Origin of the sequence: Paractinoplanes aksuensis, from assembly GCF_024137025.1 — a bacterium.
GTDB lineage: Bacteria > Actinomycetota > Actinomycetes > Mycobacteriales > Micromonosporaceae > Actinoplanes > Actinoplanes aksuensis.
Genome location: NZ_JAMYJR010000038.1, coordinates 72,260 through 94,861, shown reverse-complemented (window position 1 = coordinate 94,861; position 22,602 = coordinate 72,260). Strand labels below are relative to the sequence as shown.

General features: G+C 71.2%; 15 protein-coding genes. 1 reads left to right on the top strand and 14 read right to left on the bottom strand.

Going from position 1 to position 22,602, the window contains the following annotated elements; translation table 11 throughout:
* Positions 1 to 37: 37 nt before the first annotated feature.
* The 14 genes from M1L60_RS33450 to M1L60_RS33385 form a co-directional block, all read right to left on the bottom strand.
* Positions 38 to 811 (bottom strand): GNAT family N-acetyltransferase, encoded by a 774-nt coding sequence (locus M1L60_RS33450; protein WP_253241565.1) that lies wholly within the window; start codon positions 809 to 811, stop codon positions 38 to 40.
* Between the two features lie 111 nt (positions 812 to 922).
* Positions 923 to 1,462, bottom strand: coding sequence for a cupin domain-containing protein (locus M1L60_RS33445; RefSeq protein WP_253241564.1), 540 nt, complete (start codon positions 1,460 to 1,462; stop codon positions 923 to 925).
* A 149-nt stretch (positions 1,463 to 1,611) separates the two neighbouring features.
* Positions 1,612 to 4,857, bottom strand: coding sequence for a right-handed parallel beta-helix repeat-containing protein (locus tag M1L60_RS33440; RefSeq protein ID WP_256517659.1), 3,246 nt, complete (start codon positions 4,855 to 4,857; stop codon positions 1,612 to 1,614).
* The gene (locus tag M1L60_RS33435) at positions 4,854 to 7,685 is read right to left on the bottom strand and encodes a hypothetical protein (protein WP_253241562.1); all 2,832 of its coding nucleotides are present in this window, start codon (positions 7,683 to 7,685) and stop codon (positions 4,854 to 4,856) included. Before M1L60_RS33435 ends, M1L60_RS33440 begins: the two co-directional genes overlap by 4 nt.
* Before the next feature lie 6 nt (positions 7,686 to 7,691).
* A complete protein-coding gene (eccB, locus tag M1L60_RS33430) occupies positions 7,692 to 9,053 on the bottom strand; it encodes a type VII secretion protein EccB (protein ID WP_253241561.1) in 1,362 nt (453 codons plus the stop codon).
* 5 nt (positions 9,054 to 9,058) lie between these two features.
* Positions 9,059 to 10,441: a type VII secretion integral membrane protein EccD gene (gene eccD, locus M1L60_RS33425; RefSeq protein ID WP_253241560.1), complete on the bottom strand. Its 1,383-nt coding sequence runs from the start codon at positions 10,439 to 10,441 to the stop codon at positions 9,059 to 9,061.
* A 13-nt stretch (positions 10,442 to 10,454) separates the two neighbouring features.
* Complete coding sequence (eccCa, locus tag M1L60_RS33420) at positions 10,455 to 14,423, bottom strand: type VII secretion protein EccCa (RefSeq protein WP_253241559.1); 3,969 nt, start codon at positions 14,421 to 14,423, stop codon at positions 10,455 to 10,457.
* Positions 14,420 to 14,761 (bottom strand): hypothetical protein, encoded by a 342-nt coding sequence (locus tag M1L60_RS33415; protein ID WP_253241558.1) that lies wholly within the window; start codon positions 14,759 to 14,761, stop codon positions 14,420 to 14,422. The genes eccCa and M1L60_RS33415 overlap by 4 nt, the downstream gene beginning before the upstream one ends.
* 3 nt (positions 14,762 to 14,764) lie before the next feature.
* Positions 14,765 to 17,260 carry a hypothetical protein gene (locus tag M1L60_RS33410; protein WP_253241557.1) on the bottom strand — a complete coding sequence of 832 codons (2,496 nt, stop codon included), beginning with the start codon at positions 17,258 to 17,260 and terminating at the stop codon, positions 14,765 to 14,767.
* A 249-nt stretch (positions 17,261 to 17,509) separates the two neighbouring features.
* Positions 17,510 to 18,301, bottom strand: coding sequence for a hypothetical protein (locus M1L60_RS33405; RefSeq protein ID WP_253241556.1), 792 nt, complete (start codon positions 18,299 to 18,301; stop codon positions 17,510 to 17,512).
* 125 nt (positions 18,302 to 18,426) lie between these two features.
* Positions 18,427 to 18,723, bottom strand: coding sequence for a WXG100 family type VII secretion target (locus tag M1L60_RS33400; RefSeq protein WP_253241555.1), 297 nt, complete (start codon positions 18,721 to 18,723; stop codon positions 18,427 to 18,429).
* A gap of 29 nt (positions 18,724 to 18,752) precedes the next feature.
* Positions 18,753 to 19,085, bottom strand: a complete 333-nt coding sequence (locus tag M1L60_RS33395) for a WXG100 family type VII secretion target (protein WP_253241554.1) — start codon at positions 19,083 to 19,085, stop codon at positions 18,753 to 18,755.
* 341 nt (positions 19,086 to 19,426) lie between these two features.
* Complete coding sequence (locus M1L60_RS33390) at positions 19,427 to 20,719, bottom strand: amidohydrolase family protein (protein ID WP_253241553.1); 1,293 nt, start codon at positions 20,717 to 20,719, stop codon at positions 19,427 to 19,429.
* Positions 20,716 to 21,927, bottom strand: a complete 1,212-nt coding sequence (locus M1L60_RS33385; RefSeq protein WP_253241552.1) for a cytochrome P450 — start codon at positions 21,925 to 21,927, stop codon at positions 20,716 to 20,718. The genes M1L60_RS33390 and M1L60_RS33385 overlap by 4 nt, the downstream gene beginning before the upstream one ends.
* A gap of 236 nt (positions 21,928 to 22,163) precedes the next feature.
* Here M1L60_RS33385 and M1L60_RS33380 point away from each other — a divergent pair, with 236 nt between their 5' ends.
* A complete protein-coding gene (locus M1L60_RS33380; RefSeq protein WP_253241551.1) occupies positions 22,164 to 22,580 on the top strand; it encodes a YbaB/EbfC family nucleoid-associated protein in 417 nt (138 codons plus the stop codon).
* The last annotated feature ends 22 nt before the right edge of the window (positions 22,581 to 22,602 follow it).

The following is a 22,602-nucleotide window of genomic DNA, read 5'->3' as shown; positions in this document are numbered from 1 at the left end:
GAACACGGAAAGTAAACATCGGGCCGAGCTTTCGGGGTCAGGCGTGCAACATCGTCCAGGTCTCGACCACCTCGAAGCCGATCGACTCGTACAGCCGGAGCGCCTCCGGCGACGGCTGCAGGTACGCGGTCCGGGCGCCCCGGGCGACGCCGTCGGACACGACCCGCTCGGTCATGGCCCGGCCGTATCCGCGGCGGCGATGCGACGACACCGTGGCGATGTTGAAGACGCCCACGTGATCGCCGGTGTGAATGCCCAGCCCGACCGCGACCGGGACACCGTCCGCCTCAGCCAGGTAGCAGGTGGCCCACGGCACCTCGAAGACGGCCTCGCCCATGATCATGGCGCCGATGGACTCGGGGACGCCGAAGCCGGCCGAGAAGACCTCGAGATAAGCCGGCCGGTCGGCTCGGCCCGCCGCCCGGATCACCGCTCCGACCCCTCCGGAGGCCGCCGGGCGGAAATCGCCCAGCGGCCGGGTCATCATCGGCTGGAGCATGGATTCGGTCAGGCGGTACTCCGCGGCGACCGCGCGGACCTCGGCCGTCGGTTCGCCCCGCACCCCGATCGACCAGGGCAGGCCCCGACCGGCCACCGCGGCGGCGAAGCGGCGGACCTCGGCCTCGTCCTGAACCCGCTCCATGTTCCACACGCCGTTGAAGGTCGGCAGGGGCACGTGACTGACCAGCAGGTAGGCGCCATGGGCACCCTCCTCGATTTCGCCCGCCGGGCTGATCGAGGTCAGCAGGGTGCCGGACCGAACAAAAGCGTTCGCGGCGGCGTCGGCCCCGACCTCCGTCGAAGTGGACATACGGCTTGCCTCCCGATCTCTGAACAACTGTCGTCAGCCCTGACGACGCTCGGCCCAAGCCGAAGTTCATGGACGGTGCGGATGCCGGTCGGAGCGAGGTGAGGAACCCGATCAGGCCCAGTCGTTGTCACCGGGCAGCGGAATCACCTTGTGGGGATCCTGTTCGGCCACGATCGACGCGATCTTCTCGGGTGTCCACGGCGGGGGCATCTTGCCCGACGGGTCGGGGTCGTCGCCGTAGTCGAGGAAGAACTGTTCGGGTCCGGCCGGGGTATAGAAGACCAGCAGGGTCGCGGTTTCGTCGGTCAGATTCTTGAAGGCGTGCCGAGTGCCCCGGGGAATGTAGACGAAATCGCCCGGTCCGGCGTCGAAAGTGCCTGCTCCATTGATGAAACGAAATTCACCGGACGCGACGTAGAAGGCCTCGTCCTCATCGCCGTGAGCGTGGGCGATGTTGCCGAAGCCCGGAGCGACGTACATTTCCAACAGGGACAGCCGGCCGCCTGTCCGGTCGCCCGTGACCTTGACGCGACCCTGCTCCATACCACCGTTGAGCAGCTTGTAGGCGCCCTCGTCCTTACCTACCCGGAAGCCCCGGGCGGCGGTCCAGATGGGATCGTCGGGCGCGGGAACGGGCACTTGAACGTCCATGTCATTTGTCGCTTTCGCTGTCCAGAAGATTTGATCAGAAATTACGCCGTGCCGGTTTCGCAATCAACGTGACAAGAGGAACGAGAATACCTGTCCAGGAAATGAATCAAGGTGTCCCGGATACGTATCTCAGCTCCCTTCCGGCCGGCTCAGCCGACCGCGGACAGTCCCCCGGACATCGACGCCGGCGCGCCGCCGGTGAGGTCGGCCAGGGCCAGCGTCCGCGAGGCCGCGGTACGGGTCAGGGCGTGCGAGAACAGGTGGGCCGCGCGCACCGTCGGCTCCGGCAGGTTCCCGGCCAGCTCGGCGATGGCGGCGCGGACCTCGTCGGGGACGATGTGCCCGCGGCGGAGCAGGTGCCGGACCGCGATCTCGCCGAGCTCGGCCGCGGAGTAGGCCGGAACCGTCCACTGCTGGCCGAACGCCTCGTCGATTCCAGGGATCTCGCGGCGAAGCCAGGCCACCACCGCGGGCTCGGCCGTGAGGACCACGACCGGGGCGGCCGGGTCGGCGCGGAGCCGATCGACGAGCTCGCCGACGACTTCGAGGCCCGGGTCGCCGTGGCTCACGTCCACGATCAGCAGGCCGCCGGCGGCATCCAGCAGCGCCGTGGCGACCAGGTCCTGGGCCTGGCCGGCCCAGTGCGGGGCCAGGTCGCCCCCGGTCGAGGCCCGCACCTGGTGACCGATCGGCACGAGGCCGACCTCGGCCAGGACCATGCCGTAGAGCCGGGCGAACTCGGCCCGGCCGCTGCCCCGGGGCCCGGCTATGACGGCATTGGCCGTACGGCCGTAGACCCGGCGGCGGCCGTGCAGACCCGCCACCTCGAGCACCGCGCCGCCCATGGCCTCCCGGACCGAGTCGGCGCCGACCAACCCGGCGATGCGCTGCCAGGAGCGGGAGGCGGCGACGGCCGCCCGCGGATCGGCGGTGATGTCCGGGACGGCCGTCTGGTCGGCCGGCGCGTCGACCAGCGCCGCCAGCTCCGGCTCCACGTCGGCCGCGGTGAGCCGGTTCATCAGCGTCTCGGTCGACACGGGCGAGGCCGCCAGCCGCGACGCCTGATTGTTGATCATGGCTTCGAACAGCTTGCGGGCCACGCGGCCGTTGCCGAAGGTCGCGTTCTTCGGGATCCGGGTGAAGTACTTGGTCAGCGCGTCGACCGCGTCGTCGGTCAGCTCGTAGTAGTGCTTCGTGCACAGGTTCGAGGTGATGGTGACGAGTTCCTCGACGGAGTAGTTGGGGAACTCCACGGTGCGGGTGAAGCGCGAGGCCAGACCGGGGTTGGACTCGAGGAACCGTTCCATCAGCTCCGAGTAGCCGGCCACGATGACCACCAGCTCGTCGCGGTGGTCCTCCATCATCTTCATCAGCGCGTCGATCGCCTCCTGCCCGAAATCGGGCCCGGAGCCGCCGGAGCCGGCCGACAGGGTGTAAGCCTCGTCGATGAACAGCACCCCGCCCAGGGCCTTGGTCACCAGCTCGGTGGTCTTGATCGCCGTCGAGCCGATGTACTGCCCGACCAGGTCGGCCCGTGCTGCCTCGACCATGTGCCCCTTGCTCAGGATGCCCAGCTCGGCCAGGACCGACCCGTAGAGCCGGGCTACCGTGGTTTTACCCGTGCCGGGCGGCCCCGCGAAGACCAGATGCCGGCTCATCGGCGGCATCGGCAGACCCCGTTGCTGCCGCACCTGCGCCATCTTCATCAGGTTGATCAGCGCGGTGACCTCCTGCTTGACGCCGCGCAGACCGATGAGGCTGTTGAGCTCGCGCAACGGAGCGCTCAGCTCCTCGACCGCCGGCTCCTCGGGCGCCCCCGCCGGGGCCGCTACGGGCTCGGCCGGCCTGTCCAGGGCAGTCGACTCGACAATCAGCTGAGCCTTGTCCGCGCGACGCACGTCCTCACGGCCGCTGTCGCGCACGACACAGCGGACCAGCGTCACCGGCTGGGCCGTCTCGACCGCGCAACCGTTGCCGGTGCTGTCGAGGATCTCGCAGTCGGTGAAGGTACCCCGGCCGCCCTCGGCCAAGCGGATGCCGTCCGCACCGGACCGCCGGATCCGTAGACGGCTCGCGGTGGCCGTTCCCCCGTCGAGAACCAGCAGACCGTCGGCGGCGGCGTCGACGATCTCGGCGTCGGACACCTCCAACTCGGCGGCCTCGATCCGCAGCCCGCCGCCGCTCAGCGCGGTGGAGCGCAGGTCGAGCCGGGCACCCGTCCCAGCGGTCACGGCGATCGGGCCGGTGCTCGTCACCCGAAGGTCCCGCAGGGCGGCCCGGGCCGCCCCGGAGAGGGTGAGGATCGGCTCCGCGCCACCCTCCAGGCTGACTCCGGCGCCGTCGACCACCGCTCCGTCCCGTACGGAGATGCCCGCCCGGCCGGGCTGCCGGGCTCGCACGTCGCGCAGTGAGACCGTGCTCTCCCCGGCGATGACGGCGATCTGGTCGTCGGCGTCCCGCAAGGTCACGCCGGTCAGGTGCGGAGCGGCGCCGTCCACGTTGAGCCCGAGGGGGGTGTCGCCGATCGTGCAGTCGGTCAGCTCCGGCCGGGCCCCGCCGCCGACGTGAACGCCGGTGTGACCCGCGCCGGTGAAGGTGCACCCGGTCAAGCGGGGCCGGGCGCCGTCCGTGATGTGTGCCGACTGCACCGCGGCGCCGATGAAGGTCGAGTCGGTGATCTCGACGTCGGCCTCGCCGCGGCAGAACAGGTCCACGTTCCCGCTACCGGAAACGGTCAGACGCCGCAGCCGGGCCACTGCCTGCTGTTCGAGCACCACCGCAGGCTTGGCGGCGTCGCTGATCTCGCAGTCCTCCATGACGAAGCGAGCCTCGCCGTTGGCGCACACGCCATTGGCCCGGGTACCTCGCACGGTGACCCGTCGCAGGGTCAGCGAACCCTTCTCGCTCACCACCACACCGGAGGTGCCGACGTCGTGCACCAGGGTGTCCTCGGCCGTGCTGGCGGTGGCCGACAGCACCACGATCCCGGCCCCCGAGGGGGCGGTCACCTCGCAGCCGCGCAGGGCCAGCGATCCGTTGAGCCGGGCCAGCAGGGCCGTCCACGCGGAGCCGGAGACCCGGCAGTCGTCCAGCGCGACCTCGCCCGCGTAGACATCGAGCGCGGCCAGCTTGGGGTCCTCGCTGACCAGCGTGATGCCGCGCAGCTGGACGCCTTCGCCCCGCACGACCAGGACGCTGCCCTCGGTGCAGCGGACCTCGACCGGGCCGCCCGGCGCCGCGCTGATCGTGACCCGCTTGTCGAGCTCGAGGCGTTCGGCGTACTGCCCGGGATGCACGACGATCGTCGCGCCGGACTCAGCCCGGGCCACGGCCGCGCCGATCGTCGGGTAGGCGCCCGGCTCCTGTCTGCTCACGGTCAGAACCTGCCGGTTCATCGGCGTTCTCCTTCCTGATCGAGGCCGGGTAGCGCGCGGAATCGGCGCAGTTCGGCCGGTGCCGCCCGCTTGGCCGGTGGTGACTGCGACCAGCGCTCCAGACTCCGGTGCATGGCGGTCACGGCGAGCTCGTCCAGCGAGGCGAAACCCCGGTCGACCCGCCCCTCGTCGTCGATCTCGTTGGCGCCGATCTCGCGCAGCAGGATGCCGCCGCGCTGGTCGTCACCGGGCCGCCACGTCTCCAGCACCTTGAAGCTGGTCCCCGGCAGGAAGAGCACGCGGTCCTCGATGCCCTCGGCCCCGTCGGGTTCGAGCAGCGACGTCCGGCGCGCGGTCATCGACCAGATGAGCAGGTCGGTGTCGCCGTCCTGCCCGTCGTGGGGCTGGGTCAGCGCGTTGACCAGCGACCAGTCGGTGAGCAGCTTGCGCTGGCCGTACAACGCCCATTCCCGCTCGTCCGGCGTAATGCGGAACATCGTGCTGCCCCGGAACGAGGGCAGGCGCGACAGGCCGGCCACCACGCACCGCGCGAACGGCACGTGCGGTCCGGCCACGCCGGTACGCAGGGCCGAGTCGACCCGCTCACCGCGACGGGTGAGATAGAGCCGTACGGCGACCGAGTCGGCCAGCAGGTTGGCGGCCGGGGCACCGCCGGACTGCAGGCCGGGCTGCTCCGACATGATGCGCGAGACCGAGGACGCCATCCGGTCGAAGTCCTCGCTCAACGTCCGGCGCAGCCAGTCCCGCTCCTGGTCCAGGGACCGCTTCGGCAGTACGGCGGTGGCCGTGGCCGCCGGCACCGGCTGTACCCGCACGACAGTGGAGGCGGGCGGGGCAGTGGGCGCCGGCGGATTCGCAGGCGATGGTGTTTCCTCGGGGGCGTCCGGCGTTTGCGCCGCCCCGGCCGGCTCGTTTCCGGCCGGGGCGGGCATGTCGACGTCGACCGGCACGATCATGCCGACCGGTACCGCCGCGGCCGGCGAAGCGGTCGTCACGTCCGGCAGCACCACGGGCTCCACCGACGGCGGCGCGACAGGCGGCACAAGCGGCGACACGACCGGCCCCACCGACGGCGACGCGACAGGCGGCACGGGCGTCACGGCCGGGGCTGAGGCCGGCCGTGACGCCCGGTCAGCCGGCGCCTCCACCGGCGTCGGGGCCGCCGGTGCCGAGGCCGCCGGTGCCGAGGCCGCGGGCGCCGCCTGGACGGACGTTGACGAGGCGGAAGCTGCCGGGGCGGACGCCACCGGGGCGGGCGCCGATAAGGCGGGCGCTGCCGGGGGTGCCTGCCCGGGCGCCGGTGCCGGCTCGATCGTGGCGCGAGCGGGGCGCGGCGCAACGACCGGCAGCGAGGCCGTGGGGCCGGTGAGGGCTTGCGTCGGGCCCGGCTCGAGGCGTCTCGCGGGTGCCTCGACCACCGATGTGACGGCCACAGCGGGTGGGGCGACCGGGGGCGGGGCCACGGCGGGCAGCTTCAGATCGGCCAGAATCAGCGCGGTCGTCCGCTCGGAGTCACCGGCCGGCCCGGCGGCGTGGTCGATGGTGGCGTCGGCCCGGCCACCGGTCCGCACCCCCGGGCTCACCATCGAGGCGGCCAGCAGGGTCCGGGGCGTCGGACCGGGCAGCCGGTCGCCCAGGTCCAGGGCCAGCTCACGCATCCGGTCGGCGCGCTTGGCGTCCGAGTCGTCGAAGATCAGAGCAGCCCCCCGCGGGTCGAGCGTCGTGGCCCGCACCCGCTCGGCGCCGGCCGGCTCGTCGGTCGACCGCATCCAGAGGCCTGCCTCGACCACCTCCACCACCGCGTCCGGCGCGTACCAGTAGACGCGCGGGCCGACCTCCTCGGTCCAGCGCAGCGGCGGCCGGTGGCTGAGCACCTCCGGCCGGCGGGCCCGGGTGTTCTCGTGGGCCCGCGGGGTGTAGCGCAGCTCGGTGGCGAACGGCGACCAGCCCAGCGTGCCGTCCGGCCGCACGGCACGGACCTGCCACCGGCGCGGGGTGCCCGACGGCACGCCGGTGTAGCAGACCACCGGGGTTGCGAACAGGTCGGCCAGGGCCTGGCCCAGCGTCTCACCCTCGGGCAGCCGGACCCGCCCGTACTCGACGAACCGGGCCCGGGCCTGCAGGTCCGGGTCGAGGTCGCGCCAGAACCGGACGACGTCGTCCAGGGACAGCGGTGGCGCGCCGGGGCAGCCCAGCAGCACCGGCATCGTCTCGGGGTGGCAAGGCAGGTCCTCGATCAGCCGCCGGCGGTGCTCGGCCACCTGGCCGGGATAGCGCGTGTCGTGGATCCAGACAGCCCCAGGCAGCGGTTCGACCTCGCCGTTGGCGCTGGTCGGCCGGTTGTCGGTGACCGCCCGGTCCCAGGCCGGCACCGGGAACCGCTTGGAGTCCCAGCTCGGCGGACGCCCGGGCCGGAAACGGACCCAGCCGCTGCGCGTGATCGAGTGCACCAGCAGCGCCCCGCCCGCGCCGCGCACCAGGTCGCCGTCGGGGGCGATGACCGTACGGTTGAGACGCTCCGACAGCCACTGCCCGGCCATCGCGGCCGAGGCCCGGTTGCGTCCGCAGGCCATGAGCCGGATGCCCCGCCGGTGCCGGGGCAGCGCGCCGGCCATCGACTCCCAGGAGTCGATGGCCAGTCCGTCGCCGAGGTCGAGCACGACCACGTCGTTGTCCTCGTCCGCGGTCACCGACAGCGCGAGCGACTGCGCCTCGACACTGATGGCGTCGGGAGCGTGCAGCACGATCGCGTTACCGACCACGTGCTGGACGACCGGCGACTCGTCGTCGTCCCGGCGGCGTCGCGGTGGCCAGAGAGCGGGGGCCATGTCGTCCTATCCTTCTGCGATGACGGAGATGGACTCGCGGCTGAGCGACGGTCCCTTCCGCAGCGCGGCTAGCAGTTCCCGCGGGAACGGGACGGGTTTCACTCCGTTGAGCTTCAGGGAGGCTGCGGCGGTCGAGTCCTTCACCGGGAAAGCGACGCCGGCCGACGAGACGAAATAGAGCGGGACCGGCCCGGTTTCCGGTGCCGGGATCCCGAAGACGACCATCCCCGACCCGACCGGGCCGCGCACCGCACGGTCCGCGTCGCCCGCCGGACCAGTGACCGGCGGAGCCTCGACGACCGTGCTGCGCACAGAGGTGGCCGAGTCCGGCGCCTGGCGCAGGCACAGGGTCTGACCGCGCAAGTCACGGACCTTGGCGTCGGCCAGGTCGGGCAGCCGGTCCAGCAGGGAGCGGTCGGCCGACATCGGTGCGGCCAGCACGTCCGCGCTCGCCAGAACGACCGGCTCCGACCGGCTCCGCGCAGCGGCGAACAGGAACTCGGTGCGGCTCATGACGGCCAGACCGTCGGAGCGAAGAACGAAGTACTGCTCGGCCGGACCGGGGCTGTGCCGGAACAGCGAGCCGATCGGATACGCCCGGCCACCGATCCGCGGGCCGGCGGCGCCGCGCCGCGGGACCTCGGCCGGAGCCAGTTCCGGGCCGGCCGGCAGGTGACTGAGCCAGCTGCCGGAGACGGGATAGGCGCCGGCCTGCGGGACGCCCAGGGCGACCAGGACGGCGTTGTCGGCCACCCGCAAGCGGCGACCCTGGGTAAGCAGATAGAACCGGTCACGCGGCCCTCGCACCGCGGCGATCTCGTCCTCCGGTATCGGGCGGTGCGGAGCCCGCGGGTCCAGGTCGATCCGTACACCCGCGGCGGCCGGAGCGGCACCGGTTTTCGTACCGGCCGCCGGCGGACAGATCAGCCATGGCCCGGCCGAGAACGACTCCGGCCCGGGGATGTCACGCGGCCCGCCGGCGATGCCCAGGACCTCGCCCCGGGGCACCCCGGCCAGCGACTTGCGCGACACCAGCTTCACCTTCGCCGACGCGCCCTGCCACAGCAACGCCGTGGGCAGATCGGTCGGGTGCAGCGTGCCGCCGGCATAGACGTAGCGGTTGCCGGATTCCTTCTCCACCAGCACGAGGCCGGGTTCGCGGAACGACTTGCTGCCACCCGGGACGATCCAGCCGTACACGCCGAAGCCGGCAATCACCAGAACCGCCACCAGGATGCCGAAGCTCAGTCCGGTGAGAGCCCGGCGACCCGGCACCTCACCTCCCGAGGGATCGCCCAGGACGAGAGCGGAATGCAGCCGGGTCATCATGAACTGATGGGCGTGGACGTGGTCGCGTTGAGTCTGCACTGCGGTTACCCGAACAGTCCGCGGGCCCAGCCGTAGAGGCCGAGCACCTGGGCCAGCACCGGCAGCACGGCCAGCGCGGTGATGATGTCGAAGAAGGTGGCGGTGTACTCCCAGAACGGGAGCATGCGGCGTGGCCACGGCCGCATCGCCGCCATCACCAGCGGCACCAGCAGCACGATCAGGCCTATCAGCAGGAGGGCGTGCCAACCGGTCGAGGCCGTGGCCGAAAGCCGGTCGACGACCAGCAGGCTGCCCGCCACGCCGGCCACCACCAGGGCGATCCGCTGCCACAGGCCGAGGAACGTGCGCGCCCGCAGCAGCAGGGCCGTCGCGATGGCGGCGACCAGCGTCCAGCCCGACCAGCCGGGTGTCCGCAGGACGAAGAAGAACAGGACGGGAAGTAGCACGGCCGACGCGCCCAGGACGGCCACCAGGTAGGTGTCGGCATCGTCGGCGCGGGACCGCAACTGGTCCGAGGGTTCGGGCTCGATGTCGTACTGCATCTCCGCGCCCGTCTTGGGCAGCTGCGGCCCGCGGAGTCCGGACACCTTGACCGCGACCCGGGGCGCCAGCACGATCACCGCCAGCAGGGCAGCCGCGCCGACTGCGGCGACCCGGGGCCCGGACACCGCCAGACCCAGGTGACTGCCCACCACGGCGGTCACGGTCAGCGCGAGCATCCCCAGCAGGAGCAGCGGCAACAGCGGGAGATGACGGGCGATCGTGCGCTGACCGACGACGAGGACGGTGATCACCAGGATCACCACGACCGCGCCGGTGAGCACCTGGTAGGACGTTCCGCGTACGGCGGTCATGGCGGCCACCGCGGCGAACAGCGCTGACCCACCGGCAAAGAGCAGCCCGTACGCGCCGTCGTCGAGCTTGCGCCCGGCGACCACGGCCGCGGCCAGCAAGGCGACGGCGAGGGCGGCGGCCGGGCCGGCCTGGGCGATCGCCGGTCCCCGTTCGAGGATCACCCTGACGATCGCCGCCATCGCCAGCAACGAGAGCACCAGGAACAGGACCCGCCGGTACTCCGGCTGCCACCGGTCGGCGCGGCGGTTGATCACGGTCGCCACGCCGTCGGCCACGTCGTCGAAGTCCAGTTCGGGCAACGGGTCCTCGGCCCGGCGCAGGTGCAGTTCCTCGCCGTCGAGCCAGTCCAGCGTCTCCGGCGTGCCGCCGAGCTCGAAGGGCGCCTGACCCAGCCGTTGCAGCACCCAGCCACTGCCGCCGACGGTGTCGTCGGGGCCCGTGGTCACGACGTGGCCGGCCAGCACCGGCAGCAGCGACGCCACCGTCGAGGTCACGGGCACGGCCAGATCGGCTCGGCGCTCCGGTCCCACGACCGTGATGCGGCACTTGTCGGCGTGCACGACGGCACTCATTCTCTTGTTCCTCTCATTTGCCGGCGTCCGCGGACGCGTATCCCGTCTGCATCAGTCGCACACCACGGCGGGTGACCAGCTGGGCCCGCCCGGGCGGCAGGCGGCGCGGAACGGCCTCGCCGAGGAACTTGCCCTCCTCCTTGGGATAGGAGAACAAGGTGGCGGGCGTGCCGAGTTCCCACATCCGGCGGATGACCGAGTCCATCATCGCCCGGCCCGCACCCGAGGTGCTGCGGGCCAGGACGAGGTGGAAACCGACGTAGACGCCCTGCGCCAGCAGCGGCAGCAGCGGCTCCAAGGTCGATCCCATCCCGCCGCTGCGGGTCATCAGGTCGTAGTCGTCCACCACGACGAACAGCTCCGGCCCCTCCCACCAGTCCCGCCGGCGCATCCGCTCGGACGAGATGTCCGCCCCCGGCAGCCGGCGGTTCAGCGACACCGCGGCCTGCCCGGACAGCTCATGCAGCTTGTCCCCGGTGAAGGTCGTACCGACCTGGTACTCCTGGCCGATCGCCGTGTCGAGGTCGCGTCTCGAGTCGCCCAGCACGACCTTGGCCTGCTCGGGCGTGTACCGCCGCTGGATCGCCCGCAGCACCGCCCGGAGCATGTTGGTCTTGCCGGTCTCGTTGTCGCCGAACACCAGCAGGTGCGGGGTGACCATGAAGTCGTGCCAGACCGGGGCCAGCCGCTGCTCGTCCAGCCCGAGGCACACCCGCAGGTCGGGCTGTGGGTCCGGCAGCTCGGTCACCGGCAACAGGGGCGGCAGCAGCCGCACCGGAGGCGCCGGCGGGCCGGTCCAGAACGTCGCGACCTCCTCGGCCACCGCCTTGGTCGCCTCGGCCAGGTCGTCGACCGTGGCGAAGCCGTCGATCCGGGGCAGCGCGCTCAAGAAGTGCGACCCGTCGGCGGTGAGTCCGCGGCCCGGCTGGTTGGGCACTGTGGCCGCCTTGCGCGAGCCGTACTCCGAGTCCATCGTGTCGCCCAGCCGCAGCTCCAGCTTGGTGCCGAGCAGATCGCGCAGCCACGTCCGCATCTCCGACCAGCGGGTGGCAGTCACCACGACGTGCACGCCGAACGACAGGCCACGCGAGGCGATCTCCTGAATCCGGCCCTCGAGGTCGGAGAAGTCCTGCTTCATGGTGTACCAGCCGTCGATCACCAGGAAGACGTGACCGTGCCGATCCTCGACCTCACCACGGGCCCGGGCGGCCAGGTAGGTGATCATCGAATCCATGCCGCGCGCGGTGAACTCGGCCTCGCGCGCCTCCATGATCTGGCTGATCTCCTCCAGCGTGCGCACCACCCGGTCGCGCTCGAGCCGAGTGGCGATCGAGCCGACGTGCGGCAGGCCGGCGATCGAGGCCAGACCGCCGCCGCCGAAGTCAAGGCCGTAGAACTGCACCTCGGCCGGGGTGTTGGCCAGCGCAAGGGCCAGCAGCAGCGAACGCACCAGTGTCGACTTGCCGCTCTGCGGCGCGCCGACGACACCGACGTGGCCGTCCGCGGCCGACAGATCCACCGTCAGCAACTCGCGCAGCTGGTCCTGGGGTTTGTCCACCACGCCGACGGGCACCCGCAGGCGGCCGCGCAGCGCGGGGTCCTCGACCGACATGCCGCGCAGTGGATCGGGCACGACGCTGGGCAGCAGGGTGTCCAGCGTCGGGGCGACCGACAGGGGCGCCAGCCAGACCTGGCGCGCGGGCGGCCCGGCCCCGGCCAGCCGGTCGAGCAGCACTTCGACCAGACTCGGGGACCCGGTGTCGACGGGCCTCTCGTCGGCCTTCTCCACCTCGGCCGCGGCCACCGGCTCGACCGGTTCCGGCAACGGCAGGTGCCGCGTCGTGAAGGGGACCACGTCGGTGGCTACCACGTCGACGTCCTCGATCGCTGGGGCGCTCGCACTGCGGGCGGCGTAAGGCCCGGAAACGTACGCTCCTTTGAACCGGACCAGGTTGGTGGTGTCCACCTTGAGATAGCCGTTGCCCGGCTCGGGCGGCAGCTCGTAGGCGGCGCCGACCCCGATCACGGCCCGCGACTCCATCGACGAGAAGGTGCGCAGGGCCAACCGGTACGAGAGGTGACCCTCGACCCGGTTGATCCGGCCCTCGTCGAGGCGCTGCGAGGCCAGCAGCAGGTGGACGCCGAGCGAGCGCCCCAGCCGTCCGATCGAGACGAACAGGTCCATGAATTCGGCCTTGCTCGACAGCAGCTCGGAGAACTCGTCCACGACGATGAGCAGCACCGGGAACGGGACCAGCGGGGCTCCCGCGCCGCGGGCCTTCTCGTAGTCGAACAGCGACGCGTACCCGGCCGCCCGCAGCATCTCCTGGCGCCGGGTCATCTCTCCGTTGAGCGCGTCCTGCATGCGGTCGACCAACGGCAGCTCGTCGGCCAGGTTGGTGATGACGGCCGAGGTGTGCGGCAGCCGGTCCATGCCCAGGAACGTGGCGCCGCCCTTGAAGTCGACCAGCACCAGGTTCAGGATGTCCGAGGAGTGAGTAGCGGCCAGCGCCACCACGAGCGTACGCAGCAGCTCGCTCTTACCCGAGCCGGTGGCGCCGATCAGCAGGCCGTGCGGGCCCATGCCGCCCTGCGCCGACTCCTTCAGGTCTAGCTCGATCACCTCGCCGTCCTCGGTCACGCCGATCGGCACCTGCAGTCGGTTGCGCTGGGGGTGCCGGGACCGCCAGAGGCCGGCCACGTCGAACGTGTAGGCGTCGCGGATGCCGAGCAGCGTGGCCAGATCGAAGTCGCTCTCGAGCGGCTCGTCGACGATGTCGAGCGTGCCGCTGGTCCGTTTGGGCGAGATGACCCGGGCCAGCGCCTCGGCCTGCGTCTCGGACAGGGCGTCGCGCACCGCCGTGCCGGTGGCGTCGCCGGCCGGGTACCGCACGTCGGCGCCGTCGACCGTGAGTCTGAGCACCCGGGGACCACCCGGCATGGCGCCGGTGAGGTCGAGCAGCACGACATTGCGGACGCCCGACCCGAGCAGCCGTGAGCTGTCCGGGACGTCGGCCAGATGAGCCACGATCACCAGGAACGGCTCGGCCGAGCTGGGACGCGCGGTCCGGTCGTGGTCGCCGCGGTCGGCCGGCTCCGGCCCGAGCAGGTCGAACAGGGCGTCGTGGTCACCGGCGAAGAGCCGGACCGGGCCGGCCGTGTCGAGGTCGGTGGGGTGGGCGTTGTGCGGCAGCCACTTGACCCACTCCCAGGGTCCCCGATGCACCTCGGGGGCCAGAACCGCGATCCGCAGCTCGTCCGGCGCGTGCAGGGTCACCAGCTGAGCCACCATGGCCCGGGCCAGCGCGACGGCGGATCCGGCCTCGCCCTCGAACTCGATGCTCGTGAAGCTGCGCAGGTTCACCGAGATCGGGATGCCGGACACCGCCCGATAGGCCTCGGCGAAGCGGCGCAGCGCGATCGAGGACAGCGGTTCGAGATCCTCGACTGGCTTGGTCTCGGGCGGCACGAAGGTCCGCATGGCGTTCTGGCGGCCCAGACCGATCCGGACGCGGGCGAAGTCGTCATGGGTGGGGCGGCGTTCCCACAGCCGGCTGCTCATAGCGACCGACCACAGCCACTCCGGCTGCGGGTTGTCCCACAGCACATGGCGTCGCTGCTCGTCCGCCGCTGCGCGGGCCTGCTTGCGCAGTTGCGCGATGTAGCGCAGGAAGTCCCGGCGCTCGCCGAGCATCTTGCGCTTGCGCTCGGCGGCGCCCCGCCCGATCTGCACGACGCCCATCAGCACCATGCCGCCGGCCATCGCGCCGGCCATCACGTACATGATCGGCGATCGGCTGTAGAGCCCGAACATCGCCATCATGCCACCCATGCCGAGTCCCATGGGCACGGTCATCGCGAAGGAGCGGAAGTCGAGCGGCGCTTCCTCCGCCATCACCGGCGGCTCCTGCAGGCCGACCTCGCCCGTGGGCGCCGGCGGACCGGCGGCGCGCGGCGGCCGTTTGACAGTGACCGTACTCATCCCAGGGTTCCCGAGTACTGCGGACCGTCACCCCAGGCGCCGGTGTCCTGCTTGAGCAGACCGACTGCGTATCGGTCCTTGCGGAAACGCTCCAGGGCGGCGTCGTCGTCCTCGTCGTCGTCCTTCTTGGCGGCCTGCTTCTTCTTCTCGGCCTCCTCCTTGGCGCGCTCCTCGTCCCAGAGACGCTTGTACTCGCGCATCTCCTGGAAGATGTCGTCCACAGTGCGGTCCGGGCCGCCGCAGAAGATCGGTTCCGGCTCTTCGGTGACGGCCGGACGCGCGGTGGACCGCCGCCAGACCGGCCGGGGCGCCGACCCGGCGGTGTTCAGCCCAGTCATCGCTCAGCTCCTGTTCGTCGGTTCCTCGTGCGGCAACGGGTCCTCGCCCAGCAGCCAGCTTCCGTCGGTGTCGTCCCACGCCGCCAGGTCCGCCTCGACCTGGTCGAGGTCGAGGCGGGGCACCAGGTCGTCGGGCGGGTCGGCCGGGGACTGCTCGGTCCAGGCACCGGTCGCCTCGACGAGCAGTTCGGCGGCCTCGGGGCGGCTGCCGTCCGGGTCTTCCGCCGCCTCGCCGGCCGGGGCGAGCGGTACGGGGATCACCGGATCGGCGCCCAGCCGCGTGGCCTCGTCCGCCTCGGCCCGCACCGGTTCGACTGCGACCGCGACCGGTTCGGCGGCAACGACCGGTACGGGTTCCGCCGCAACGACCGGCACCTCTTCCGTCGCACGGACCGGTGCCGGTTCCGCCGCGACTTCGGTCACCGGCTCGGCCGCTACCGCCGGGTCGGCCGCGCCGTCCGGCGCCGGGCCCTCGCCACCCTTCGCCGGGGTGGCAGGGCGGTCACCCGCTCCCGTCGGCCCCGCGGGCGGGCCACCAGGACCACCGAGGAAGGGCGACGCGGGTACCGCGATGTTCTCAGCGACCGCAGATCCCGGCCCCCACTCGACGCCGTCGGCCGTGACCAGACCAGCCGCCTCGGAGCGTTTCTGATCGCTCGCCGGGCCGCCCGGCGAGCCGGGCGCGCCGCTGCTCGGCGGCCCGGCCGTCACCGGGCCCGCGGACGCGGCCGGTCCGGCCTCGGCCGGGACCTCCGGCGGGGCGGCGCCGGAACCCGCCACCCGGCCGGCCGCCGTGCCACCGGTCGGCACGGCCGGTCCGTCGACCTCGTCGAACTGCCAGTCCTCGGCGTTGCCTTCGACCAGCCCGGCCGCATCCGGCCGGTCCGGAACACCGCTGCCGCCGCCCTGGGGCCCGGACGCCGGGGTACCCGGCGCCATCGGTCCGCTGCCGACGCCCGAGCCCGGGATCGATCCGGCCGGCCCCGTAGCCGTCGCCGGGGTACGGCCGGCGGGCAGGCCGGCGCCGCCACCCGTCTGCAGGCCGGCGCCGCCGGACGGAGTGAACCCTCCGACCTCCGGTGGCTCCAGTCCCGGGCCGCCGCCGGGCGACCACGCCGCATTGTCGCCTTCGAGCAGGCCGCTGGCGTCAGGGCGATCGGGCACGCCGGAGCCACCGCCGCTGCCGCCGGGCGCACCCGGAGGCACGCCGGGCGGCACGCCTCCGGCGCCACCTGGGTTCAGGCCGCCCTGACCTCCGGACAGATTCGGAGCGCCGGGCAGATTCGGGACGTTCACGCCCGGTCCGACTGCTCCCGCGCCGGGCCCGGTCGGGATGGCCGGGGGACGGGGCAGCGGAGCCGGAACGCCGCCCGGACGGTCGAGACCGGCCGGCAGGTTGGCTCCGCCGCCGGCTCCACCCGGGTTCCGGATGTCCAGCGACGACGGGGCGCCCGGCGGCCGGGGGACATTACCCAGTCCACCGGTGTTGCCGCCGGTGGGACTGCCACCGGGGCGAACCGGCGGAGGCGGGACGTTACCCCGCTCCGGCCCGCCGAGATTCGGGACGCCGGGAGGCGGCGGAACATTGCCCAGATTCGATCCGCTCAGGTTGGGGGCGCCTGGCGGCGGCGGAACGTTACCCAGGTTCGGCCCGCCGGCGCCGCCAGGCCCGCCGAGATTGGGCGCGCCCGGAGGCGGTGGCACATTGCCGAGCTCCGGGCCGCCCGCGCCTCCAGAACCATCCAGATTGGGGAGTCCGGGCGGTGGCGGCACGTTACCCCCACCACCTCCTCCGCCTCCACCACCGGGTGGGGGCACGTTGCCCAGCTCGGGCACTCCCCGCGGTGGCGGCGCACCCCCCGGAGGAGGCGGCGCACCCCCCGGAGGAGGCGGCGCACCCCCCGGCGGAGGCGGCGCACCCCCCGGAGGAGGCGGCGCACCCCCCGGCGGAGGCGGCGCACCTCCGGGCGGCGGAACCGGCGCCGGGACGTTCGTTGAATCGATGCCGGGGGGTGGCGTGAAGGAGTCGACCTTCACGTTCTGGTAGACATCCGCCAAGGTGTCGATCTCGCGCACCATCGCCTGGGCCATCGGCTTCTCGTACGGCCCGCCGGTGATCGCCACCAGGCCGTCCTCCCCGACCGGGCTGCCGTACGCACGGGCGAGCACGGCATATTCGTGGTCCCAGTGGCGGACGGCGTACTGGGCCCAGGCCAGAGCTTGACCAGCATGGTTCAGCTGCGCCGGGACGTTGTACGTGTTTCCGGTGGCCCGATTACCGATGATGCGTTCGCCGTGCGCGTGCACGTACTTGACCACACGGTCGACCTTCGCGAGGAAGGCCTCGGCGGCCGGGCCCTGCCAGGGCTTGCCCTCACCGGCGATGGACTCGGCCTGAAGCCGCAGCACATTCTCGACGTACCACAGCGCCTTGTACACCTCGCCGAACGCCGCGCCCGCCTCGAGAAGGGAGGCCGGATTGACCAGGGAAGCGGCCAAGCTCCGAGCACCATCGCTCCCGAGCGCCGCGCCACCGGTGACCGCGGCGCGAAGGCGACGCCAGCCCCCGGGCTCGTCGGCCCACCCCCGATACTCCCGCAGATTGTCCGTGGGAACTTTGCCGGTGTTCGCGAAGGTGGAAGTCGGATGATTGCTAGGGATGTCAACTGCTGCGGGATTTGCCGCGTCCGGCATGACCTAACCTCGGGAAGAATCGGAATGTGGTCGAGGGCGGAGAGGGCCGCCTGATCAGCCGTCGGAAACGGCGGCTTCCTTGTCGCCGACGTCGCCGAGCATGCTCAACCTGCCTTCGCTGCCGCCGGTGAGTTTCTTGAAGTTGTCGGCGGAAAGGCTGTTGAGCTCCTCGGCGTCGGAGTACTCCTTCGACACCGACTTGAGGTCCCGGGCGAATTCGGAGAGGAAGGTCTGGAGTTTGTCCAGCATCACCATCGTCTCCCCGGCCAGACCGGTGCCACCGTCCGGCGCACCCACGAGAAGCTCACGAGCGACGTATGCAATGGCAAATCCACCCGGCCGCGGGTCGATCTTCTGCAACGTTCCCTTCGCGTCCGTCAGAATGCCGGCACCGTCCGGAGCAAGGGTTTGCAGGACCCCGACGAAATGATCGAGGGCCGCGGTGCTGACTGACACCGAGCCCAGTTTCGCCTTGTCGTCACCCCGAAAGAGTTTGAATTCCGGTACGTCCATGTTCTGCGACGGGGCGACGAGGTACTCCTTGTCCGGATCGAACGCGTCCGGCGACTTGATCCCCTCGCTCTCGTGCTCAACCACGTTTCTTTGCCAGGCGTCGCCGGCGGTCTCGCTCCGGTACCACTGCCAAGCCGCCATCTCGTCCGGCGTGTAGTGGCCCTGCAACTCGTCGGTTTCCCGATCGATCTGGGAGGTTCGGTGGTCCTCACTCATCTTGGTCAGCACGGCCCGAAGCCATTCGGGGGGAACGTTGTGGGCGGTGCTGTACTCATTGAGAAGACCGATGGAATCGGCGGCGGCGACACTCGGGACACTCGTATCGACAGTCATGGCTTGAATCCCGTCATGCAGTGGTAAGTGACCCCCGTTTCGGGGGAGCTCTCGTCAGTCAGAACGGTGGCGGCCTCCACCGCCCGGCCGCCTGGCGTTCCCAGGCGGCCGTGGCAGCATTCTGCTCAGTTGCTCCCGAACGCCCTGGCAGCACCCTTGTCGGTGATGCCGTACTGCTCGATGACCTGGTTCAGGGTGTTGGTGGCGTGATTCAGAATCTCGCTCATTCTCACCGCGGTGGCCGCCCAGCGATCCTTGGCCACGTCATAGGCAGCCCTCGCATCCTCGCTCTCCCAGCCGGCCAGAGCGCCGAGGACCTGGGGGTCCATGGCTGCGAGGTCATCCGTGATCCGCTTATTAGCGCCCCGAACCTCCTCGAGAACAGCCAGCGCCGCGGGGAAATTGACCGTGAAGTCAGACATGAGAATTTCCTTTCTGTACGGGCGGTGTCTCAGATTCCCGGAATGCCACCGGAAACGGCATTGTTCAGGCCGCCCACAATGTCCACGGCCGACGCTCCACCGGTGCTGTACTGGTTCATGGAAGCAAGCATGTTGTCGCGCAGTACGTCCAGATCACGAATCACGCTTTCGAACTGCTGGTCCCACTGCGCCATGGCATCCTGGAACTTCCGTGACGCCTCGCCCGTCCACGAGACACCCAACTGAGCAACGGCGCCGTCGATGTTCGCGTTGACGGCCCGGAAGCCACTGTTCGTTCCCTCGAACGCCTCGGCCGCTTTTCGCATGCCGTCGATCGCGGTGGCCAGATTCTGCGTTGCCACTGTCCTATCCCTTCAGACTGTACGGATGTGGGCCGAATCGCCGCCGGTCGGCGATCGCAGCGCAAGTTTGGGTGGTCGCGCCGTTGCCGCCAATGTCAGGTGCGAGCACTGCACGAGCGTCCTGCCGGATTGCACGGCGAGCGGGTTCGACCGCATCCGTCCCTACGACGACCCTCCCAGCCGGTCCACGTCTTCCTCCCCTACCGACGTAGCTGCGACGGCCGAGTTCAAACCGTGAACCTCAGGCTTCCCGGGCCGTCTTCCAGGTTGAGGTGGCAAGCCGGCGCGCCCCCGAGCGACGGCCCGGCCGCCGACGGACGGTCCCGGTCGATCGGGGTTGATCACCGGGACCGTCCACCCCGGGCGCCGTCCCGGGGTGGACGGGGCCATGGGTGCGTCGAAGCGGTCGCTCCGACGTGCGGGCCCCGCACCGACCGGACGAGCTTGCCGCCGCGGAAGACCGCCCGGAGGTCGAGCAAAGCAGCCGGATCAGTGAGCGGATCCCCGTCCACGACCACCAGGTCGGCGTCCAGCCCCCGGCGGACCGAGCCCTTGTGACTGGCCAGTCCGCACGCCTCGGCCGCACGGGCCGTGATGGCGGTCAAAGCCTCCGCCGGCGTGAATCCGAGTTGATGGACCAGCTGGCCGGCCGCGTACGGCAGGACGCCGTGGGGCTTGAACGGTGCGATGCCGGCGTCGCTGCCCACCACCATGCGGGCACCCCGCCGGGAGAGCTCGCCGTTGAGCTCGAACCAGTGCTCGACCATGGCCCGGTCCGATGGCGGTACCTGAGCCCACAGTTCGGGGCGCAGCCCGAGGGAGGCACTGACCATGACACCGCTCGCCGCCACCTCGTCGAGCAGGTCATCCGGCGGAGCCGAGCCGTCCGACGTGACGAAGGTGACGTGCTCGATGCTGAAGACCCCCGCTCGTACGGCATCGGCGACAGCGTCGGCCCCGTGGGTGTGGGCGGCCACCTTCAGGCCGAGCCGGCCGGCCTCCTCCACGACGACCTCGAGCTCGGACCGGGTGAACTGCGACAACGCCGGATCCGAGCCGGGCGTCAGGTTGCCGCCGCTCACCATGACCTTGACGACGTCACAACCGCGCGCTGCCCGTTCGCGGACCGCCGCCCGCAGCCCTTCGACCCCGTCCACCGCGCCCCCGAGGAAGTGGCAGTGTCCTCCCGGGGTGGTGATCGGCGGTCCGGACGCCACGATGTGAGGTCCGGCCGCCAGGTCCGACCGGGTCTGTCCGGCCAGCCGGGTCGACAGGAAACCCCGGTCACCCAGGTCCCGCACGCTGGTTACCCCGGCGTCCAGGTGTGCCGCGGCGGCCTCACGCATCCGCTCCAGAACCTCGTCGTCGTCACGGCCAGCCAGGGCGGTCACGGGGTCCGCGCTGCCGTCGAACACCAGGTGGACGTGGGTATCGATAAGACCAGGCAGCAACCACGAGCCGGGTCCGAAGTCGAGCAGCGGAAGATCACCGACCCGATCCACGTCGGTCACCTCCGTGAGGATTCCGTAGCGGGCGACAACCGTGACGGCACCCGGGTGACCGGTCCGGCCGTCGAAGAGTCCACCGGCCCTGATGGCGATCCCGTCATCCCTGGCCTCCGGCGAGCGGCTCATCCGGCAACCACCAGTTCGTGAACCCCCCGATGGGACAGGCTCCTGATCCACCGGGGCTTCTCGGTGACCAGGGTGATGTCCGGTCGGCGGCGCAACAGGGCGCCGACCGCTGTCCGGGTCTCCAGGCGGGCCAGGTGCGCGCCGAGACACATATGCAGGCCGTGACCGAGACCCAGGTGCCGGTTGTTCGCCCGCCGGATGTCGAGGCGATCCGGGTCCGCGAACACCGCCGGATCGTGGTTCGCGGCATGGGTCAGGCCGAACGCCAGCTGGCCGGCCGGGATCCGACCACCGCTGAGCTCGATCGGCTCGGTCGCGATCCGTCCCAGGCCACCGCCCGACCCGTCGTACCGCAGGAACTCCTCGACCGCCGACACGATGAGCGCCGGGTCGTCACGCAGCAGCCCGAGCTGGTCCGGATGACGCAGCAGCGCGAGCACGCCCGTACCGACGAGGTTGGCGCTGGTCTCGTGCCCGGCGACCAGCAGCATGGCGCAGGTCGAGATGATTTCCTGGTCGGTCATCGCCGGGTCGTCGTCACCGGCCCGGGTGAGCTGGGTCAGCAGATCGTCGGCGGGCCGTCGGCGGCGTTCCTGGATCAAGCCACGAAAGAACGCTTCCAGGCCGACGACGCCGTCGTAGGCGGCGATGACATTGCCGTCGGGATCCCCGGTCCAGGTCAGCGGCTTGATGGCCGCGTCCGCCAAGGCCTTGAACGAACCGATGTCGGAGTCCGGAATACCGATCATGCGCGCGATCAGCCGCAGGGTGACCGGAACGCCGTACTCGTTGACGACATCGAAGGTCGCACGGTCGGCCAGACCGTCCAGGGTGTCGTCGACGATCCTGGTCAGGTCCGGCGTCAGACTGGCCACCGCCGCCGGCGAGAGGGCCGTCATCAGCAGGCGGCGCAGCCGGGTGTGCTGGGGCGGGTCGAGGAAGACCAGCCAGTCGAAGAAGAACCGCCGCACGACCGCGACCCGGTCGGCCAGCTCCGGGGACACCCCGGTGAAGAAGGCCTCGACGCGGTTCACCGAGGTGCCCGGATGGCGAGCGAGTGCCGTCACGTCGGCGTGGCGGGTGACGTACCACAAGCCCTTGGTCTCGTCGAAGAAGACCGGATCGTGCATCCGCATCCGGTCGTAGGTCGGGTACGGATCACTGAAGTAGTCGTCGGAATCCAGGTCGTACTTCGATTCCACCGGCATTCGCGGTTCCCGCTTTCTCTGTGCTCAGGGTCTACCGCTCAGGACGGGATCAGCCGCCTCTGGTTCACCACAGTGGAGGGGCGTGGCCCGGTTCATGTGGTCGTCGTCACCATCGACCGTCTCGCAGACGAACTGTCGTGAAGACCTGCTGCACGACCGTTCCGTAGCTGGTTTCGCCCCTTCCGGACCGGCCCGGGCCGACATTCACTTGGCGGTTCGAGGAAGGGAGGCGCGACATGGATCTCAGCGCGCGTGTGGAAGGACTGTTCGCCGAATTCGAGCGCCAGCGCAGCAGCTTGAACGAGGCTCAGGAGAAGATGCGGGAGGTCTCGGAGACGGCGACCTCGCCGCGGCGTGAGGTGTCGGTCACGGTCGGGCAGAACGGGACGCTGACCGGTATCCAGTTCCCGACCAGCGCGTTCCGCCGGATGACCCCCGGGGAACTCAGCACGGCGCTGATGACCACCTACGCCGAGGCCAAGGAGAAAGCCTTGACGCGCTCGGCCGAGATCCTGCAGCCGCTGATGCCCGAGGGTGCCGACGCGGCCACGCTGATGCGCGGGGCCACGGCCTCGGAGACCTACATGCCCGATGCGGCGTCACTGCCGGCCGAACTGCGCGACATGTTCGGAATTGAACGACCTCATCGCTGATCCAGCGAGCCCTTTTTTCCGC

What these genes read in the sequence shown, in the direction of transcription:
- M1L60_RS33450 (WP_253241565.1), bottom strand. Translation starts at nt 811, where the DNA reads ATGTCCACTTCGACGGAGGTCGGGGCCGACGCCGCCGCGAACGCTTTT.
- M1L60_RS33445 (WP_253241564.1), bottom strand. Translation starts at nt 1,462, where the DNA reads ATGGACGTTCAAGTGCCCGTTCCCGCGCCCGACGATCCCATCTGGACC.
- M1L60_RS33440 (WP_256517659.1), bottom strand. Translation starts at nt 4,857, where the DNA reads ATGAACCGGCAGGTTCTGACCGTGAGCAGACAGGAGCCGGGCGCCTAC.
- M1L60_RS33435 (WP_253241562.1), bottom strand. Translation starts at nt 7,685, where the DNA reads ATGGCCCCCGCTCTCTGGCCACCGCGACGCCGCCGGGACGACGACGAG.
- eccD (WP_253241560.1), bottom strand. Translation starts at nt 10,441, where the DNA reads ATGAGTGCCGTCGTGCACGCCGACAAGTGCCGCATCACGGTCGTGGGA.
- eccCa (WP_253241559.1), bottom strand. Translation starts at nt 14,423, where the DNA reads ATGAGTACGGTCACTGTCAAACGGCCGCCGCGCGCCGCCGGTCCGCCG.
- M1L60_RS33415 (WP_253241558.1), bottom strand. Translation starts at nt 14,761, where the DNA reads ATGACTGGGCTGAACACCGCCGGGTCGGCGCCCCGGCCGGTCTGGCGG.
- M1L60_RS33405 (WP_253241556.1), bottom strand. Translation starts at nt 18,301, where the DNA reads ATGACTGTCGATACGAGTGTCCCGAGTGTCGCCGCCGCCGATTCCATC.
- M1L60_RS33400 (WP_253241555.1), bottom strand. Translation starts at nt 18,723, where the DNA reads ATGTCTGACTTCACGGTCAATTTCCCCGCGGCGCTGGCTGTTCTCGAG.
- M1L60_RS33390 (WP_253241553.1), bottom strand. Translation starts at nt 20,719, where the DNA reads ATGAGCCGCTCGCCGGAGGCCAGGGATGACGGGATCGCCATCAGGGCC.
- M1L60_RS33385 (WP_253241552.1), bottom strand. Translation starts at nt 21,927, where the DNA reads ATGCCGGTGGAATCGAAGTACGACCTGGATTCCGACGACTACTTCAGT.
- M1L60_RS33380 (WP_253241551.1), top strand. Translation starts at nt 22,164, where the DNA reads ATGGATCTCAGCGCGCGTGTGGAAGGACTGTTCGCCGAATTCGAGCGC.